The sequence below is a fragment of the Rhodoferax potami genome, assembly GCF_032193765.1.
Lineage (GTDB): Bacteria > Pseudomonadota > Gammaproteobacteria > Burkholderiales > Burkholderiaceae_C > Allorhodoferax > Allorhodoferax potami.
This window is the reverse complement of the sequence record NZ_JAVBIJ010000002.1, coordinates 1-17,745: the sequence shown is the minus strand read 5'-3', so window position 1 is coordinate 17,745 and position 17,745 is coordinate 1. Positions and strand designations below refer to the sequence as shown.

Here is a 17,745-nt window from a genome sequence, read left to right as displayed (position 1 = left end):
GCGCAGTATGAAAATGACACGCAAACGCGGTGAGGAATTGATACACCTCGACTAACGTGCCAAGCCATCCGAACCATGGATGGGACTGGCAATGATTACGAACGAGGAGTACATGGAACTCAAGGTTTTAAGGAAGCACAGGCTGAGCTTGCGCGAGATATCGGCGCAAACTGGAATGGCAGTCAACACGGTGCGTAAGTATTTGGAGGGCGGTCCGCCGGCCATGAAGAAACTGCCGGAACGTAAAAGCAAGCTCGATCCATTCAAGGACTACTTGGCTGGACGTATTCAGGCGGCCAAGCCTGATTGGATTCCCGCAACGGTGCTGCAGCGTGAGATTGCCGCACAGGGGTATACGGGCTCCGTGCGCATCCTGCAGGAGTACCTCAAGGAGTTGCGTCCACAGGCGCGCCCGGATCCGGTTGTGCGGTTCGAGACCCAGCCCGGTGAGCAAATGCAGATGGACTGGATCGAGTTCCGCAAGTCTGGGCATAAAGACGGCATGTTGGCGGCGTTTGTGGCAACGCTTGGCCACAGCCGGGCGACCTTCGCGGAGTTTGTCACAGACATGAAGCTGGAGACACTACTGGCGTGCCATGTCAGGGCGTTCGAGAGCTTTGGTGGAGTCACCCGTGAAGTGCTGTACGACAACATGAAGACCGTCATCCTCAAGCGTGACGCCTACGGCAAGAACCTGCACCAGTTCCAGGGTGCCTTTGCTGACTTTGCGCACCACCATGGCTTTGTGCCGCGGGTGTGCAAGCCCTATCGGGCCAAGACCAAGGGCAAAGTCGAACGCATGAATGGCTACATCCGGCGCAGCTTCTGGGTGCCATTGGTGGCGAGTATGAAGCAGCAATGCTTGGTGGTGGACGCGGACACAGCCAATCGGGAAATGCGCACCTGGCTGCGTGACGTTGCCAATGTGCGGATCCACGGAACCACTGGGTGTGTGCCGGCACTGGCTTTGCAACAGGAGCGCACACATCTGCTGGCCATCCCCAGCGCCTACAGTGGGCGAACAGTGCGTCAATTGCAAAAAGTCACCGGTAGCGGCGCAGCAGTCCGGCCAATTCCAGCCGCGGCATGGCGAGGCCTGCAGCATCCTCTGGCGATGTATGACACGCTGGTGCACAACCAAGCCTCAGCAGGAGGACGACCATGAGCCTGCAAATGGAAAGACTGCGTGAACTGTGTGATCAGCTGCGCCTGCTCAACTTACCCGATCAGCTTGCCCACTTGGGGCAAATGGCGGCCAAGAAAGAGCTGGGGTACCTGGAGTTCCTGGAGCAAGCCTTGCGTGGCGAGGCTCTAGCCAGAGTGGAGAGAACACGCGCCATGCTCACGCGCATAGCGGGCTTCCCCGCCATCAAGACGCTTGATGAGTTTGACTTCCAGTTTGCCAGCGGCGTGCCCAAACCCCTGGTACAGGAGCTTGGCAGTCTGGCCTTCGTGGAGCGCAGCGAGAACGTGGTCTTGCTGGGCGCCAGTGGGGTGGGCAAAACCCACTTGGCCATCGCCTTGGGCTACAGGGCAACCCAGGCTGGAATCAAGACGCGTTTCATCACGGCGGCAGATCTGCTGATGACACTGAGCACGGCACTACGGCAGAACACCCTGGAAGAGGCTATCAAACGCATCGTGCGTCCCTACCGGCTGTTGATCATTGACGAGGTCGGGTACCTTCCCATGAATCGGGAACAGGCGAATCTTCTGTTCCAAGTCATTGCCAAACGCTATGAAGTGGGAAGTCTCATCCTGACCTCCAATCTGCCGTTTGGGCAATGGGACCAGACGTTTGCAGACGATGCCACGCTGACAGCGGCGCTACTTGACCGACTGCTCCACCACGCCCATGTGGTCCCGATTTCAGGAGACTCCTATCGCCTGAAAGATAAGCGGCGTGCCGGTGTGATTGCCGCCAGCAGCAATACCCTACTCAAACGAAAACGCAGTCACCTTGATACACAGGAGGAACAGGCAGCCTAAGGGCGCCAAGCAGTCAGTGGCGAGCCACTGACTGCTTGAAAGACAAGCAAAGACAAAACAGACAATCGCCCCACACAACGGTGTATCAAATCCACGCCGCGTTTGCGTTCGACAGCTGTATCAAATCGAAACTGCGTTTGACACATCAGTCCACTGACCAGATTGCACACATCGTACGCGCTCATTTGTTGCAGTGAATCGGGCGTAAAAACCATGGATCGAAGTGTGCCAAATGGCGCAGAATTTCGCCATCGGTGCATGCACTAATGGACGCCAAGTACGCGCGCTACTCGATTGGCAAACCATTGGCGTACACGCCCACCCCTCAGACGACGGTGATGATTCCTGCGCTTCCAATGCGCTGCCAGGGAAGTCCCAATACCAGCGCTTGGAGCTGTTCATTGCTGAGTTGCTGGTGCCGACCGACGCCCGGTGTGGGCCAGACAAATTTGCCTTGATGGAGCCGACGCGCGGCCAGCCAGATGCCAATGCCGTCATGTACCAGAACCTTCATGCGGTTGGCACGGCTGTTCGCAAATAGGTAGGCATGGTGCGGGTGGGCAGCGCCAAACACCTGCACGACTCGCCCCAGCGCCGTATCCGTACCCGCACGCATGTCCAGTGGTTGGACTGCCAACCAGGCGAAGTCGATGCGGATCACTTGAGAAGGGCGCCCGACCAGCCGGCAAATTCATGGGCAGCAGACATGGGCCAAGTGACGGTCATGCTCAAACTACCTTTGCGGACCTCCACACGAATCGTGCGCTCCACGGGCTCTGCCGTTTGCGTGAGCAGGGGCACCGGGATAAATGCTGGCATGTCTATCGGCTCTGACGGAAGGGCTTCGGCGTGAGCGTCCGGCTGTGCTTGCTCCTTCAGCCAGCGGTGCAACACATTGGCGTTCATGCTATGCGCGCTGGCGACCGCTGCGATGGACGCGCCCGGCGCCCTGCACGCGGCAAGCAACGCGGCTTTGGTATCTGCTGAATAGGTTCGCTTGGTACGGCGCACGGCGTACCTCGGGGTGTCTGAGTCTTTGAGCATTGTGTCCACGATCAATTGTTGTGGACGCAATGTTGCAAGGTCGAGGGTCGGTCAACAAGGTGACTTCGCTGGCCGCTTACGAGCCTTGGGCTTTGCTGAAGCATTCAGTGATGCCCAAGGCGCTCTGAACGTGGGTGGTTTTAGGAGGGGAGCATTCCGCTGACCGCAGTGTTTAACTGCGGTCAGCGTCTTATGGGGCCTGTGGTCATGGCTGCAGGCAAAAAGGGCTGTTAAGGAATGTTGCTGGCGCTTTCCACGGTGCGTTGGAAGCCTCTTGACCGGGGCTGAGCACCGTATTCACAAAGCCTGCGGGGTGCCGGGATTCAACAACCCGGTACGCCAAAGGCAAGGCGAAATATTGAACCTCGCAAACAGTGAAAGCGCAAACAGTGAAAGCGCAAGGCGTGCCGGCTGGTTGGAACAACAACAACTACTGGTCTGCGACGCCCTCGGCCTCTGGCCACGTCATGCTCTTCCTTGGCGGCATGTACGGTGGCACAATCTACGACTGGACTGACGACGTCCCAAAGGCCGTTGCCTTTCAGGTATTGTGAGGCGGTTTTCGCGGAGCGACATTCTCAAACCTTGTTTGAGCCACCCGCAGCCGTGCGCTCATCTTGTTCAAGGCAGCCATGCCTTGCGGATTCTGAGGTGGCGGTAGTTGGGGCCGTCCGGCAGGAAGAAGGTTTTGAGGGGGCCGAGTTCGTGCTCGTAGATGTGCTTGCGCAAGCGCCAGGTGCTGGCGTGCCCATAGATGCCGTAGTAGCTGTTGAGGGTGGCCAGCATGCGCTGCAGCAGCGCGGTACCCGTGGGCGTGGATGGCCTGGTGGTTGGCCAGCCAGCGTTGCCAACTGCCACTGGGCTGCTGCATGGGGTGGTGCGTATCGTGCGGGAACACCAAGGCCCTGAACCAATGCAGCCGCCGCTTCAAAGCACGTACTGCGCGTTGACGGGTCAGGCGGTGGTGGGGGTGGACGATGGCGCCCAGAAAATCAGCGCCCTGGCTGCAGCGTTGCAGAACAGTTTTTGTGGGATGCAGCTGCAGGCGCAGCCGCTCTTGCAGGAATTGTTCAATGCGGGCTTTGTGCACCAGCAGGGTCTGGGGGGCATCAGCCAGCAGGACAAAGTCGTCAACGTAGCGTATGTAGCCGCGCACCTTGAGGGTGTGTTTGACGAACTGATCGAGCTCGTTGAGGTAGACGTTGGCAAAGAACTGGCTGGTGAGGCTGCCAATCGGCATGCCAACACCGGGCGGTGCGCCAAAAAGAGACTTGTGCGGCGGTACGCGCGCCAGCAGGTCGATGTCGCCGCTGCGCCGGGGCGGAGGCTCGGTGGGCGATTGTTGAATGATGGCGGTTGCCACTTGGTCCAGCTGCTGGCGTGTGGACGCAGGCCAAGGCAGTTTGGGCAAGGCGGTTTGCCGCAGCTGCAGCAGGATGCGGCGGTCGATGCTGGGAAAGAAGGCCCGGATGTCGAGTTGGCAGTACCACCGGTGTCCGGGTTGGCGCATGAAGTGCTGCAGGCGCCCGATAGCGGCTTGCGTGCCCTTGCCTTGCCGGTTGGCGTAGCTGTCGTCAATAAACCGCTTGTTCCACCAGGGTTCAATGTGTTGTACCAGCCATTGCTGGACCAGGCGGTCGGCGAAGGCCGGAGCAAAGATTTCGCGCAGCTTGGGGTCGGTGACGGCAAAGACCGTGAAGCCGCTGGGCCTGTAGTGGCCGCTGGCAATGTCATGCGCCAATGCAAGCACCATGTTGGGCAGCTGCAGCAGATGCGCGCTTGTGTTCGCTGTTGCTGGCTTTGGCGGCGCAGGCAAACAACTGCCGGGCAATGTCGTTTTGAGTCATGGAGAAGTATGGAACGCACGTTCAAACACCCTCAGATTTTTGCAGACTTGCTGAGCCTGTGCCAGCTTTATTACCCGATGCATAACAACTTGCCCAAACCTTTTCGCTATGCGGTGGGCGATCGCATTCTGTCGGAGCTGGCTGAGTGTTTGCGGCTGGTCGTGCTAGCTAACGCGGTGGACAAGCAGAGTCAGCTTGGCCGGCGTGACGGCGCGGCGTACGTGCGCCAGGTTCGCGCCGGTATCGAGGTGATACGCGGCTTTTTGCTGTTGGGCTGGAAGCTCAAGCTGGTTTCGCATGGCGCGCTGACAGAGTTCGGCATACGGCTGGAGGCTATCAGCCGGCAGGCGGCGCGCTGGCAGCAGTGGTTTGAGACGGTCTAGGGATGGTCTGCACAACAGCCTCAGGAGCTGCCGTTGAGGGGGACTTGTTCACATGATGAAACCGCCGCCGAATTTGGCGTCAATTTCCCCTTCTACGGTCATGTTTTAGCCCCCATTCGGGCTCTTGCCCGAATTGCAGGCGCACTCATGCGTGCAGGTCCTGCAAAATTCGTTTGCGTACCATCCACAGGTTCGATAGCGCGAACAGCGTGACCAGTTGCGCTGTGTTCTTGGCCAGACCCCGGTAGCGCACCTTGACGTGGCCAAACTGGCGCTTGATCACCCGAAACGGATGCTCGACCTTGGCGCGCACGCTGGCCTTGAGCTTTTCAGCTTGCTCAAGCAAGGCACCCCAGCCATTGCTGGCCAAGGCACGATGCTTGCCCGGACGCATGGCCACTTGCCACTGGACAGCGGTGGCCTCCGGGCGCTTACCGGCACCCTGGTAGCCCGCATCGGCAAACACCACGCTCTCCTGGCCATGCAGCAGACCATGGCCTTGTGTGACATCGCTCACGTTGGCAGCCGTGCCGATCACGCTATGCACCAAGCCCGAGTCAGCATCCACCCCAATGTGCGCCTTCATGCCAAAGTGCCACTGGTTGCCCTTCTTGGTCTGGTGTATCTCGGGGTCTCGCTCGCCGTCTTTGTTCTTGGTCGAGCTGGGCGCAGCAATCAAGGTGGCGTCCACCACCGTGCCCGTCTTGAGCATCAGGCCCTTGGAGGCCAGTGTGGCGTTGATCGCGGCCATGATCTGTTGGCTCAGATCGCCCGCTTCAAGCAAGTGACGAAAGCGCAGGATGGTGCTTTCGTTGGGCAGGCGGCTCAGGCCAGGATCGAGTTGAGTGAACTGGCAGTAAAGAGGCACGTCGTGCAAAGCCTCTTACATGGCCGGATCGCTCAGGCCGAACCACTGTTGCATGAAGTGGATGCGCAGCATGGTCTCGACTGCAAACGGCGGCCGTCCCGTCTTGCCCGCAGGCGCATGCGGTTGGGTCAGTCCAACCAACTCCGTCCAGGGAACCACCAGGTTTATCTCGTCAAGGAACTCACGCTTGCGCGTGCGCTTGGTGGCCAATTCGAAACCGGTCGTGGCAAGGCCTTGCTGTTTCATTTGTCGTTAGCGTCCCAAGCGGTCAAAGCGCTGACTTGTGCAGACCATCCCTAGCGATTCAGTTTTGGGATGCGTGCTTGACTTTGACCAAATTCGGTACTAAATTCAGACCCATCAACACCAAAGGATCGCCATGCTTTCCGCCGCCAATATCAAATCCATCTCTTACCTGAAGAGCCATGCAGCTCAGATCTCCGAAGACCTGGAGATGAACGGCACGCCTTTTTTCATCACCCAGAATGGCGAAGCCAGCATGGTGGTTGAAAGTGTGAAATGCTTTCAGGAAAAGGAAGCGCTCATCGCCGCCTTGAAAATCATCGCCTTGGGTGAAAAAGACCGCTTGCAAGGCAAAGGCATATCCGTTGCCGAGTCACGGGCGCAACTGGCAGCAGCTCGCCAACGCCGCAAGTAATGTCCATCATCATTCTTCCCGATGCACAGGAAGACTTGCTCTCGCTTCAGGAGTACATGCTCAATAAGTGGAGCGAGACTGACTGGCTCAATGCCGAAAACGAAATATTCGAAAAGCTGGCGCTGGTTGACACTGGACTTTTGACTGGGCCGCCCGTCCAGGAGCTTGCCTCCGTTGGCATCTTTGAGTACCAAAACGTCTTTACGTCACACCACAAGCTGGTCTATCGGCGAATCGACAGGGACGTTTACGTGTACCTCATTGCTTCGCACCGACAGGATTTCCCGACGCTGTTAGTGAGACGACTTCTGAAAGTTTGACACCCCATTGACGTGACCTCGCATGCTCAAAATGCGGCAGAGGCTCCCGCTCCAGCAGCACCCTCGCCAGGCATTGTGGACTACTGCCCGCCCTATGATTGGGACTGGGGAATTGGAGACAAAATGACCTGCGTCCAAAATTATCTAAACCCTTTTGAATTCCGCGAAGCCACCAACAACACACCAAGTCACGGAAACGAGAAGGGGCAACAGTTTAAGCACCTATCCCGCCGCCTCGCCGATGGCATAGCAACAAGTACTCATTCTTTTCTACGATGAACAAACAACAACTAGCCGCCAAGATATGGGAATCGGCTAACCAGATGCGGTCGAAGATAGAGGCCAATGAATACAAGGACTACATCCTCGGCTTCATCTTCTACAAATACCTCTCAGACAAGCTGGTGCGCGTTGCCAAAAGCGAAAACTTCAGCGACGAAGACCTCCGCGCCCTGTCAGAAGACGATGCCGAAGCTGTTGACCACATCAAGGGCAAGATCGGCTACTTCATCGCCCACCAACACCTGTTTTCTACCTGGCTAGAGCTCCAGGGCGACTTCAACGTATCCCATGTGCGCGATGCCTTGTCTGCTTTTGGTCGCCTCATTCACCCCAACCATAAGCGCCTTTTCGATGGCATCTTCAAAACCCTTGAAACGGGTTTGAGCAAGCTAGGCGACACGGCCGCCAAACAAACCAAGGCCATAGCGGAGCTGATTCAGCTCATCAAAGACATCCCCATGGATGGCAGGCAGGGCTACGACGTGCTGGGCTTTGTTTATGAGTACCTCATCAGCATGTTTGCTGCCAATGCAGGCAAAAAAGCGGGCGAGTTTTACACCCCGCACGAGGTCTCTGTGCTCATGTCCGAGGTCATTGCCCACCATCTGAAAGACCGCCAGACCATCCAGATATACGACTCCACCAGTGGATCGGGCTCGCTATTGCTCAACATAGGCCAGTCCATTGCCAAGCACATGGCGGACAAAAACAACATCCGCTACTACGCCCAAGAGCTCAAAGAAAACACCTACAACCTCACCCGCATGAACCTCATCATGCGCGACATCCTGCCCAACAACATCGTCACCCGCAACGCCGACACGCTAGAAGATGATTGGCCCTACTTTGACGACCAAGATCCCGTCAACACCTACGACCCACTGTACCTAGACGCCGTGGTCTCCAACCCGCCTTACTCACAAAAGTGGGACCCGCAGCACAAAGACACCGACCCCCGCTACGCCCGCTTTGGCCTGGCACCCAAGTCCAAGGCCGACTACGCTTTTTTGCTGCACGACCTCTATCACCTCAAGCCCGACGGCATCATGGCCATCGTCTTGCCACACGGCGTGCTCTTTCGGGGTGGCGAAGAGGGTGCCATCCGCAAGCAGCTGATTGAAAACAACCACCTTGAGACCATTATTGGCTTGCCGGCCAACATCTTCTTTGGCACCGGCATCCCCACCATCATCTTGGTGCTGCGGCAAAAGCGCGAGAGCAGCGATGTGCTCATCGTCGATGCATCCAAGGGCTTTGCCAAAGAGGGCAAAAGCAACAAGCTGCGCGCGTCTGACATCAAAAAAATCACCGACACCGTCAACAGCCGCACCAGCGTGACGCGCTACAGCCGCCTAGTGCCCAAAACCGAGCTGCAAGCCAACGACTACAACCTCAACATCCCGCGCTATGTGGATTCATCTGAGCCCGCCGAGAGCTGGGATTTGTATGCCTCCATGTTCGGCGGCATCCCCGTGAGCGAGTTGGACAGCTTGGCAGAATTTTGGCAAGCATTCCCAAGCCTGCGCGCCGCTCTGTTTGCCGACAATGGCACGCCCTACGTGGCACCCAAGGTGCAAGACCTTGCCGCAGCCACCCGCGCACACCCAGAGGTGACGCAATTCGGCCAAGCCTTCATCACCGCCTTTGCCACTTTCACCCCCTGGCTGCGACAAGCGCTGTTGGCGCACATGCTCACCCTGCACATCCCCCAGCAGGAGGCGCTGATCAGCGCAGAGTTGTTTGCACGCTTGGCCAATGTCGGCTCCGTGCCGCTCATCGACCGCTACCACGCCTACCAAATCCTGGCTGACCACTGGCAGCCCATCGCAACCGATCTGGAAATCTTGCAGACCGAAGGCTTTGATGCCACCCGCGTGATAGACCCCCACATGGTCACCAAAAAGAAAGACGGCAAAGACGCAGAGGTACAAGACGGCTGGAAGGGCCGCATCATGCCCTTTGAACTGGTGCAGGCCACCTACCTCACACAAGAGTTAGACGCGCTGCGCAAGCAAGAGGCTAGCCTTGGCGAAATTACTGCCTCCATAGACGATGCCTTTGATGGCCTGAGCGAGGAGGAGAAGTCCAACGACACCGTGAACGACGCAGGCGACAAGTTTGTCAGCGCCGCCGTCATCAAAGAAGCCAAGGCCTTGCAAGCAGAAGCAGAAAAGCCCGGCAACTTTGATCCCGAATCGTACGAGGCCAAAATCATCCAAGTGGCCGACTGGCTGGCAGAAGAGAAGACGCTCAAAGCCACCATCAAGCAAGCCGCCGCCGCCCTGCACCTGAAAACCAAAGCGACTATCGAAGCCTTAAGCGACGCGCAGGTGCGCGAGCTGCTGGAGCGCAAATGGATCAGCCCTCTGGTGGACGAATTGCACAGCCTGCCCGACCAGCAGATTGATGGATTGATTCGCAAGCTGGAAGCCCTGGTGCAAAAGTACCAAATTACCTATGCCGACAACGCCCGCGAGATCCAGCACACCCAAACCGCGTTGGCAGGAATGATTGAGGAGTTGGATGCGAATGCGTTCGACCTCAAAGGCTTAGCAGAATTGAAAACCTTGCTCGCGGGAAACTGAGATGACCGAGCAGACAAGCAGCAAAGTGCCGCAGATTCGCTTCAGTGAGTTTAGTGGCGCTTGGGGACGAAAGAGTTTGGGAGAAGTTTGCGTGGTTGGCGACGCAGATCATTGGATGCCCAAAACCACTTCCCACGGAATTCCATATGTAATGACTGGCGACTTTTTCGGGATTAACGGAGTCGATTTCAAGAATGCAAAACTAATTTCTGAAGCAGATTTTTACAAGCTCTCCAGAAAAATCAAACCGGAGCACGGCGACATATTGTTTGCACGTTATGCGTCGATTGGTTCAGTCAGATACATCAACACGACTCAAAAATTTATTGCCTCCTACTCATGCGCCATTTTGAAGTGCAGTAAATTTTTTGATGGTGAATATCTATTCTTTTTACTCCAAGCCAAACGATGCCAAGATCAGCTGAAGTCATCAACAAATACAGGGTCGCAGGGTAATGTTGGCATAGATTCAATTAGTTGTCCCTGCAAAACCCCTGCAACCCGCATGAACGCTTGTGATCTGGGGTGATTCCGGATGGTCAGAACTCTCAAATAGATATTCAATGGAGTCTGTTTTCTGGGAGTTTTTGAAAGCAGCGCCATGACCGATGACTTTTTCCGCAACCGCCTGGATCAGATGATCGATTTGCGCCACCCTCTGGCGGTGCTTGCTAACCGCATGCCTTGGCAAGAGATCGAAGCCTCCCTCGTCCAGCGCTGGGCACGCCAGGTCAAGTCTGGCAAGAAGATAGAAGACTTGGACTTGTTTGGTCCGGTCTCGGCCGTTGCCGGTGGCGGCGTCTCCAATGCCGGCCGTCCCCGTCTGCCCACCCGGTTAATGGTTGCCTTGCTGTACCTCAAGCATGCGTTCAATGAGAGCGACGAGGACGTGATCCAGCGCTGGGGTGAGACCCCCACTTGGCAGTACTTTTCTGGCAACGAATACTTTGAACACCAGTGGCCGTGCGACCCGACACAACTGGGGCGCTTTCGTAAAGCTCTGGGCGAAGAAGGCGTGGAAGAACTGCTGGCCCGCACCATGGAAGTGGCGGTCACCCTCAAGCTGATTGCCAAGAAAGAATTGACCCGCATGATCGTGGACTCCACGGTGCAAGAAAAAGCTGTGGCACATCCCACCGACAGCAAGCTGCTGGAGACCGCCCGATCCAAGGTGGTCGAGTTGGCCAAAGCCAATGGCATCGAGCTCAAACAGACCTACGCCAAAGAAGGCCAACTGCTGGGCTACAAGGCTGGGCGCTATGCCCATGCCCGCCAGTTCAAGCGCATGCGCAAAGCCATCAAACGCCAGCGCACCATCGTTGGACGGCTGCAGCGCGAGGTGGCTCGCAAGATGACCACGCTCAGCCAAGCCATACAAGAGACCTTGGGCCAGACCTTGGACAAGGCCAAACGCTTGGTCACGCAGACCGGCAGTCGCAAGGCAGTGGACAACCGCGCCAAGCTCTACAGCTGGCATGCGCCCGAGGTGGAGTGCATCTCAAAAGGCAAGAGCCGCAATCCGTACGAGTTCGGCGTGAAGGTGGGTCTGGCCATGACGCTCAAGGGCAATTTGATCGTGGGAGCCAGGAGCTTTCCCGGTAACCCGTATGACGGGCACACCATGCACGAGCAGATCGAGCAAAGCGCTATCCTGATGCAAGGCTTGGGGGTCAAGCCCGAGGTGGTGTACGCAGACTTGGGCTACCGGGGTGTGGACAAAGACAACCCGGACATTGAGATCAAACACCGGGGCAAGGACAAGCGGTTGACCGATGAAGAGCGCAGACTGCTCAAACGGCGCCAAGCGATCGAGCCGATCATCGGGCACCTCAAAGCGGATCACCGCATGGACCGCTGCCACCTCAAAGGCTCAGCAGGCGATGCACTGCACGCGGTGCTGTGCGCGGCGGGCTACAACATCCGCTGGCTGCTGCGGATGATCGCCCGGAAAGGCCTGGGCCTTTTGTTGTGCCTGCTGCAGGTGAGCGGTTTGACGGGCTTGTTTGAGAAATTGGCCAAAATCATCGGCCTCAACCGACTGCAAGGCTCAGATCGGCGCTGGGGGGGGTGGCTTGAAGTGAATTTTGCAGGGACGACCAATTAAGCAGTTAACCGCTTACTTTCCAGAGAAAAATGAGCAAGAGAAGGTTGCCAAATTCCTTTCCAGCATCAATGAGATGCTTGAGGGGCTTCAGCGCAAGCATGACAAGCTGGTGACGCTGAAAAAAGCGATGCTCCAAAAGATGTTCCCGCAACCCGGTGGTACCACGCCAGAAATTCGCTTCAAAGGGTTCTCTGCGCCATGGGACACGATTGCAATGGAGAAACTTGGGCAAACCTATTCGGGGTTGTTTGGGAAATCCAAGGGTGATTTTGGACGCGGTGACGGATATTTTGTCACGTATATGGGTGTTTTTAATCACACAGTTTCAAACCTAAATGTGACCGATGCCATTGGTGTCGATCCAAGTCAGAACGAAGTGAGAAAGGGTGATGTCCTCTTCACAATTTCTTCAGAGACACCGCATGAGGTGGGAATGTCATCTGTCTGGGCAGGCGATGCGAAAAACGTTTACTTGAACAGTTTCTGTTTTGGTTTTCGGCCCTTGCCCAGCCTGAAGAGTGACTTCTTAGCCTATGTTTTTCGAGCAGACGAATTTAGGAAAAGAATTTGCCTCTTGGCACAAGGCATTTCTCGCTACAACATTTCGAAAACAAAGGTAATGAAAATACCTGTCAGCATTCCAGACACTGATGAACAACAAAAAATCGGCACCTATTTCCGCACACTGGACGAGCTGATTTCTCAACACGCCACCCAGCTCCAAAAGCTCCAGCAGATCAAATCCGCCTGCCTAGAGCGCATGTTTGTCTAGCGCGCCGCATCCAGAGATTTCCCATGCTTATTCTCTACACCACAGACGACGGCAAAAGCCAGATTCAGCTGCGCAGCAAAGACCAAACCGTCTGGCTCACGCAGCGCGAGATGGCGGAGCTTTTTGATGTCAGCACGGACAACATCGGCCTGCATCTCAAGAACATTTTTGCGGACGGCGAGCTTGAGCAAAGTTCAGTTACCGAGGAATCCTCGGTAACTGCCGCCGACGGCAAAAGCTACCTGACCAAGCTCTACAACCTGGACGCGATTTTGGCCGTGGGCTACCGGGTTCGCTCACCGCGTGGGGTGCAGTTCCGCCGCTGGGCGTCCACCATCCTTAAGGAGTACCTGCACAAGGGCTTCGTGATGGACGACGAGCGCCTGAAGAACCCCGATGGCCGCCCAGACCACTTCGACGAGATGCTGGCGCGCATTCGCGACATTCGGGCCAGCGAAAAACGCTTCTACCAAAAGGTGCGCGACCTCTTGGCCCTGAGTAGCGACTACGACAAGACAGACAAGGCCACGCAGGTGTTTTTTGCCGCCGTGCAGAACCTGCTGATTTATGCCGTCACCCAAAAAACGGCCGCTGAGCTCATCACCGCGCGGGCCAAAGGCGACGACCCGAACTTTGGGCTGCTGCACTGGCAGGGGGCCAAGGTGCGCAAGGCAGACATTCTGGTCGCCAAAAACTACCTGACCGAAGACGAGATAGACACCCTGAACCGCTTGGTGGTCATCTTTCTGGAAACCGCCGAGCTGCGGGCCAAGAGCAAGCAAGAGACGCGCATGGCTTTTTGGAAGCAAAACGTTGATCAAATCATCACGTCCAACGGTTTTCCGCTGCTCACCCATCTGTGCACCATTAGCCATGCGCAAATGGAGAGCGCAACCAGCGCCCTTTATGCGGACTACGACCAGCGCCGCAAGACCATTGAGGCGCAGGAGGCCGATCAGCAGGATGAAGCCACGCTCAAAGCGCTGGAGCAAAAAATCAAACATCGCCCACATTCTTGATGGATCGCATGACCACCTCTGCCAAAGAATCTGAATTTGAAGCCGCTGTAATTCACGAGCTGCGCCAGCGTGGCTGGGGCGACGCGGATGTCATCAAGAACCCCAGCGAGGCAGACTTGTTGGCAAACTGGAAGCGCATTCTTTTTGAAAACAATCGCGGCCAAGACAGGTTGAACGAAGTTCCGCTGACCGACAGCGAGATGCAGCAGGTGATGGAGCAGATCACCGCGCTGCGCACACCGCTCAAGCTCAACGGGTTTATCAACGGCAAAACAGTGGCTATTACGCGCGACAACCCAGCCGATGCGCTGCACTTTGGCAAAGAGGTGAGCCTAAAAATTTACGACCGTCACGAGATAGCTGCAGGGCAGAGCCGCTACCAAATCGTGCAGCAGCCACGCCATGTACGGGGCTCGCCGCTGCTCAATGACCGGCGGGGCGAATTGGTGCTCCTCATCAGTGGCATGCCGGTGATTCACATTGAGCTCAAGAAAAGCGGCGTGGCGGTGAGCCAGGCCTACAACCAGATACAAAAATATTCGCGCGAGGGTATTTTTACGGGCATTTTTTCACTCATCCAGATATTCGTGGCCATGGAGCCCGACGAGGCGCTTTACTTTGCCAACCCAGGGCCAGATGGCAAGTTCAACAAAGACTATGCCTTTCACTGGGCGGACTTCAACAACGAGCCTGTCAACGACTGGAAGAGTTTTACGGCCAGCCTGCTGTCTATCCCCATGGCGCACCAGCTCATTGGCTTTTACACGGTCGCCGATGAGTCAGACGGCGTGCTCAAGGTGATGCGCAGCTACCAGTACTACGCTGCGCACGCCATTTCAGACAAAGTGGCCAAGACGGATTGGAAAAACCCCAACCGCCTAGGCGGCTACATCTGGCACACCACGGGCTCTGGCAAGACGATGACCAGTTTCAAGTCGGCCCAACTAATCGCTAACTCTAAAGACGCGGACAAAGTGGTCTTTTTGCTGGACCGCGTAGAGCTAGGCACGCAAACGCTGCAGGCCTATCGCAATTTCGCTGGCGATGGCAATGCGGTGCAAGCCACGGAATACACCGCCATGCTCATCAAGAAGCTCAAGAGCACGGACCCCGCCGACACCCTGATAGTTAGCTCTATCCAAAAGATGAGCAAGCTCAAGGACGAGGATGACGGCCTCAAAGCGCATGATCTGGAAACCATGCGCGCCAAGCGGATTGTGTTCATCATTGATGAATGCCACCGCAATACCTTTGGCGACATGCTCATTGATATCAAAGAGAGCTTTTCGGGCGCGGTGTTTTTCGGTTTCAGCGGCACACCTATCCAGCGGGAGAACGTGCGCAAGGACAACACCACCACCGATGTCTTTGGCGATGAGTTGCACCGCTACAGCATTGCGGACGGCATACGCGACAGAAACGTGCTGGGCTTTGACCCCTACCAAGTGCTGACCTACCGCGACCGCGATTTGCGACAGGCTGTCGCGCTAAGTAAAGCTAAAGCTGCAACCCCAGCGGAAGCCTTTGCAAATGCCAAAAAGAAAGCGGTTTTCAATAGTTACATGAACGATGTGCCCATGGCGGGGCACCGGGATAGTGCAGGCGTTTATCAACCCGGCATAGAAGACCACCTGCCCAACACCCAATACAGCCTCGCCGGGCACCACAACGCCGTAGTGCAAGACATTGCCGACAACTGGCTCACCCTGAGCCAAGGCAGTAAGTTCCACGCCATTTTTGGCACCAGCAGTGTGTCGGAGGCTATTGCCTACTACCGTCTGATAAAGGTGAAGTGCCCGCAGTTAAACATCACCGCGCTGTTTGATCCGCACATCAGCGATGAAGACGGCGGTGGCGATCCGGTGTTTAAAACCAATGGCCTGGTGGAGATTTTGCAAGACTACAACCATGCCTACGGCCAAAAGTTTGACCTGGGCAGTCACGTCAATTTCAAGCAAGACCTGGCCGCCCGCCTTGCGCACAAGGTGCCCTACATTCGCATCGAGGCCGAGCCACACAAGAGGCTAGACCTGCTGATTGTGGTGAACCAGATGCTCACCGGCTTCGATTCGAAGTGGGTCAACACGCTCTACCTCGACAAGCTGTTGACGTATGAGAACATCATTCAGGCGTTTTCGCGCACGAACCGCCTCTTTGGGCCAGACAAGCCGTTTGGCACCATTCGCTACTACCGCAAGCCGCATACCATGAAGCGCAACGTGGCCGCTGCCGTAAAGCTGTATTCAGGCGACAAACCCATTGGCCTGTTTGCTGACCGCTTGCCCCACAATTTGGAGCGCATGAATGCCAGCTTTGCGGAGATAAGCGCCATATTCAGCGCAGCAGGCATTCAAGATTTCATGAAGCTGCCAGACGACCTGACCGAGCGCGCCGCCTTTGCTAAGACCTTCCAAGAGTTCAACAAAGTGCTGGAGGCAGCCAAGATTCAAGGATTCAATTGGGAGCAGGCGATTTATGAGGGCGACGAGACAAACGAGTCGGTAGCACTTGCACTGACCCAGCACCAATACCTGACTCTTTTGCAGCGTTACAAAGAACTTTCCGCAGGAGCTGAGGGCGGCGGTGGTGGCGAGAGCATTCCGTTCGAGATTGACAGTCACATTACTGAGATTGACACCGGCAAGATAGATGCTGACTACATGAACTCGCGCTTTGACAAATATCTTAAAGTCTTGCAAGGTGGCGATGTGCACGCCAAAGAAACCACCTTGGCCGAGTTGCACCGCTCGTTTTCATCGCTGTCCCAAGAAGAGCAAAAAATCGCGGAGATTTTCCTGCACGACATTCAGCGTGGCGACGTGCAGATAGACACGCACCGCACCTTCCGCGACTACTTGGCTGACTATCAGGCCCATGCCAAGAATGTGCAAATCGACAAGCTGGTGGCTCTGGTGGGCGTAGATAAAGCAAAACTCGTCGCACTGATGAACACGCATGTAACGCTAGCCAATCTCAACGAATTTGGTCGCTTCGACGATCTGAAAGCAACCGTCGATCAGCAAAGGGCTAAAACATATTTCGAAGGCTTGGAAAGTAAGGCGCTACCCTTATTCAGGGTCAACATCAGAGCTGCGAAGCTCCTTCAGGATTTCATCATCCAAGGGGGGATTGTTGTCTAACTTTTCCTACGAGGCGTTCGACGTCCCCCCATTTTCAGTAGCATTTGGGTTTGGAGTCCGGGGTTAATTTAACTGGTTTCTGAATCAGTGTTTTTGCATAGGCGGCCGGTGTCAGTCCGCCCAGTGATCTCTTCGGTCTCTCCTCGTTGTATTCCTTCCTCCATGCTTCAACGATCACACGGGCATGCGGCAGACTGGTGAACCAGTGCTCGTTCAGGCATTCATCGCGGAATCGCCCGTTGAATGATTCGATATAGGCGTTCTGGTTGGGCTTGCCGGGTTCGATTAGAAATAACTTAACACCCCGTGCATGGGCCCATGTCAGCATGGCCCGGCTGCAGAACTCTTTCCCGTTGTCGGCCCTGATCGCTTTGGGTAAGCCTCGCGTGGTGCTCAGTTGTTCCAGGATGCGTACGATCTGATTCCCGCCCAATGCACGCTCCGGCACGATCGCCACGGCCTCATGGGTTGCGTCATCCACTACCGTGAGGTTCTTGATGCTGCGCCCCTCTGCCGTGCGGTCAAACACGAAGTCCATCGACCACACTTGGTTAGCTGCCGTGGGGCGCTCCAATGTAACCGGTCACTGGCCAGCGTTATTGCCTGCGTTACCAAACCGTGTAATGGTGAACGCAATGTATCCCAAGCCCTGGGACTGTCCAAAGGCGTCATCTCCAAATACATCCGTCAGGCTCTTGCAGCAGGACTGGATTGGAGTGCCATAGAAACCTTGT

Annotated in this window: 14 protein-coding genes and 2 pseudogenes; 11 read left to right on the top strand and 5 right to left on the bottom strand. The window is 56.2% G+C overall.

Annotated elements, in window-relative coordinates:
- Positions 1 to 91 precede the first annotated feature (91 nt).
- Together istA and istB are read left to right on the top strand one after the other, a co-directional pair.
- Complete coding sequence (istA, locus tag RAE21_RS18755) at positions 92 to 1,165, top strand: IS21 family transposase (RefSeq protein WP_428984048.1); 1,074 nt, start codon at positions 92 to 94, stop codon at positions 1,163 to 1,165.
- Complete coding sequence (istB, locus tag RAE21_RS18750) at positions 1,162 to 1,989, top strand: IS21-like element helper ATPase IstB (protein WP_313879687.1); 828 nt, start codon at positions 1,162 to 1,164, stop codon at positions 1,987 to 1,989. Before istA ends, istB begins: the two co-directional genes overlap by 4 nt.
- A 325-nt stretch (positions 1,990 to 2,314) precedes the next feature.
- On the opposite strand, the gene tnpB is transcribed toward istB, so the two are convergent.
- The 3 genes from tnpB to RAE21_RS18735 form a co-directional block, all read right to left on the bottom strand.
- Positions 2,315 to 2,650 (bottom strand): IS66 family insertion sequence element accessory protein TnpB, encoded by a 336-nt coding sequence (tnpB, locus tag RAE21_RS18745; protein WP_313879805.1) that lies wholly within the window; start codon positions 2,648 to 2,650, stop codon positions 2,315 to 2,317.
- On the bottom strand, positions 2,647 to 3,033 hold the full coding sequence (locus RAE21_RS18740; protein WP_313882625.1) for a transposase: 387 nt from the start codon (positions 3,031 to 3,033) through the stop codon (positions 2,647 to 2,649). Before RAE21_RS18740 ends, tnpB begins: the two co-directional genes overlap by 4 nt.
- Before the next feature lie 541 nt (positions 3,034 to 3,574).
- On the bottom strand, positions 3,575 to 4,786 hold the full coding sequence (locus tag RAE21_RS18735) for a reverse transcriptase/maturase family protein (protein WP_313882739.1): 1,212 nt from the start codon (positions 4,784 to 4,786) through the stop codon (positions 3,575 to 3,577).
- A gap of 102 nt (positions 4,787 to 4,888) precedes the next feature.
- Between RAE21_RS18735 and RAE21_RS18730 the strand changes: the two genes are divergently transcribed.
- Positions 4,889 to 5,263 (top strand): four helix bundle protein, encoded by a 375-nt coding sequence (locus RAE21_RS18730; protein WP_313882738.1) that lies wholly within the window; start codon positions 4,889 to 4,891, stop codon positions 5,261 to 5,263.
- A gap of 145 nt (positions 5,264 to 5,408) precedes the next feature.
- Here the strand turns inward: RAE21_RS18730 and RAE21_RS18725 are convergent.
- Positions 5,409 to 6,377: pseudogene (locus tag RAE21_RS18725) on the bottom strand (IS5 family transposase).
- A gap of 133 nt (positions 6,378 to 6,510) precedes the next feature.
- On the opposite strand from RAE21_RS18725, the gene RAE21_RS18720 reads away from it, so the two are divergent.
- The 8 genes from RAE21_RS18720 (at position 6,511) to RAE21_RS18685 (ending at position 17,011) form a co-directional block, all read left to right on the top strand.
- Positions 6,511 to 6,789, top strand: coding sequence for a type II toxin-antitoxin system Phd/YefM family antitoxin (locus RAE21_RS18720; protein ID WP_313882737.1), 279 nt, complete (start codon positions 6,511 to 6,513; stop codon positions 6,787 to 6,789).
- Entirely contained in the window at positions 6,789 to 7,109 is a 321-nt protein-coding gene (locus RAE21_RS18715) for a type II toxin-antitoxin system RelE/ParE family toxin (RefSeq protein WP_313876290.1), read from the top strand. Before RAE21_RS18720 ends, RAE21_RS18715 begins: the two co-directional genes overlap by 1 nt.
- A gap of 275 nt (positions 7,110 to 7,384) precedes the next feature.
- On the top strand, positions 7,385 to 9,976 hold the full coding sequence (locus RAE21_RS18710) for a type I restriction-modification system subunit M (RefSeq protein ID WP_313882736.1): 2,592 nt from the start codon (positions 7,385 to 7,387) through the stop codon (positions 9,974 to 9,976).
- A gap of 1 nt (position 9,977) precedes the next feature.
- Positions 9,978 to 10,505 carry a restriction endonuclease subunit S gene (locus tag RAE21_RS18705; RefSeq protein ID WP_313882735.1) on the top strand — a complete coding sequence of 176 codons (528 nt, stop codon included), beginning with the start codon at positions 9,978 to 9,980 and terminating at the stop codon, positions 10,503 to 10,505.
- A gap of 72 nt (positions 10,506 to 10,577) precedes the next feature.
- Positions 10,578 to 12,080 carry an IS5 family transposase gene (locus tag RAE21_RS18700; protein WP_313882734.1) on the top strand — a complete coding sequence of 501 codons (1,503 nt, stop codon included), beginning with the start codon at positions 10,578 to 10,580 and terminating at the stop codon, positions 12,078 to 12,080.
- On the top strand, positions 12,061 to 12,852 hold the full coding sequence (locus RAE21_RS18695; protein ID WP_313882733.1) for a restriction endonuclease subunit S: 792 nt from the start codon (positions 12,061 to 12,063) through the stop codon (positions 12,850 to 12,852). The genes RAE21_RS18700 and RAE21_RS18695 overlap by 20 nt, the downstream gene beginning before the upstream one ends.
- Before the next feature lie 23 nt (positions 12,853 to 12,875).
- Positions 12,876 to 13,871 carry a virulence RhuM family protein gene (locus RAE21_RS18690; RefSeq protein WP_313882732.1) on the top strand — a complete coding sequence of 332 codons (996 nt, stop codon included), beginning with the start codon at positions 12,876 to 12,878 and terminating at the stop codon, positions 13,869 to 13,871.
- An 8-nt stretch (positions 13,872 to 13,879) separates the two neighbouring features.
- The gene (locus RAE21_RS18685; protein WP_313882731.1) at positions 13,880 to 17,011 is read left to right on the top strand and encodes a type I restriction endonuclease subunit R, EcoR124 family; all 3,132 of its coding nucleotides are present in this window, start codon (positions 13,880 to 13,882) and stop codon (positions 17,009 to 17,011) included.
- Here the strand turns inward: RAE21_RS18685 and RAE21_RS18680 are convergent.
- Positions 17,008 to 17,585 (bottom strand): annotated as a pseudogene (locus RAE21_RS18680) (integrase core domain-containing protein); the annotation flags it as partial. The gene RAE21_RS18685 and the pseudogene RAE21_RS18680 overlap by 4 nt on opposite strands.
- Positions 17,586 to 17,745: the final 160 nt, after the last annotated feature.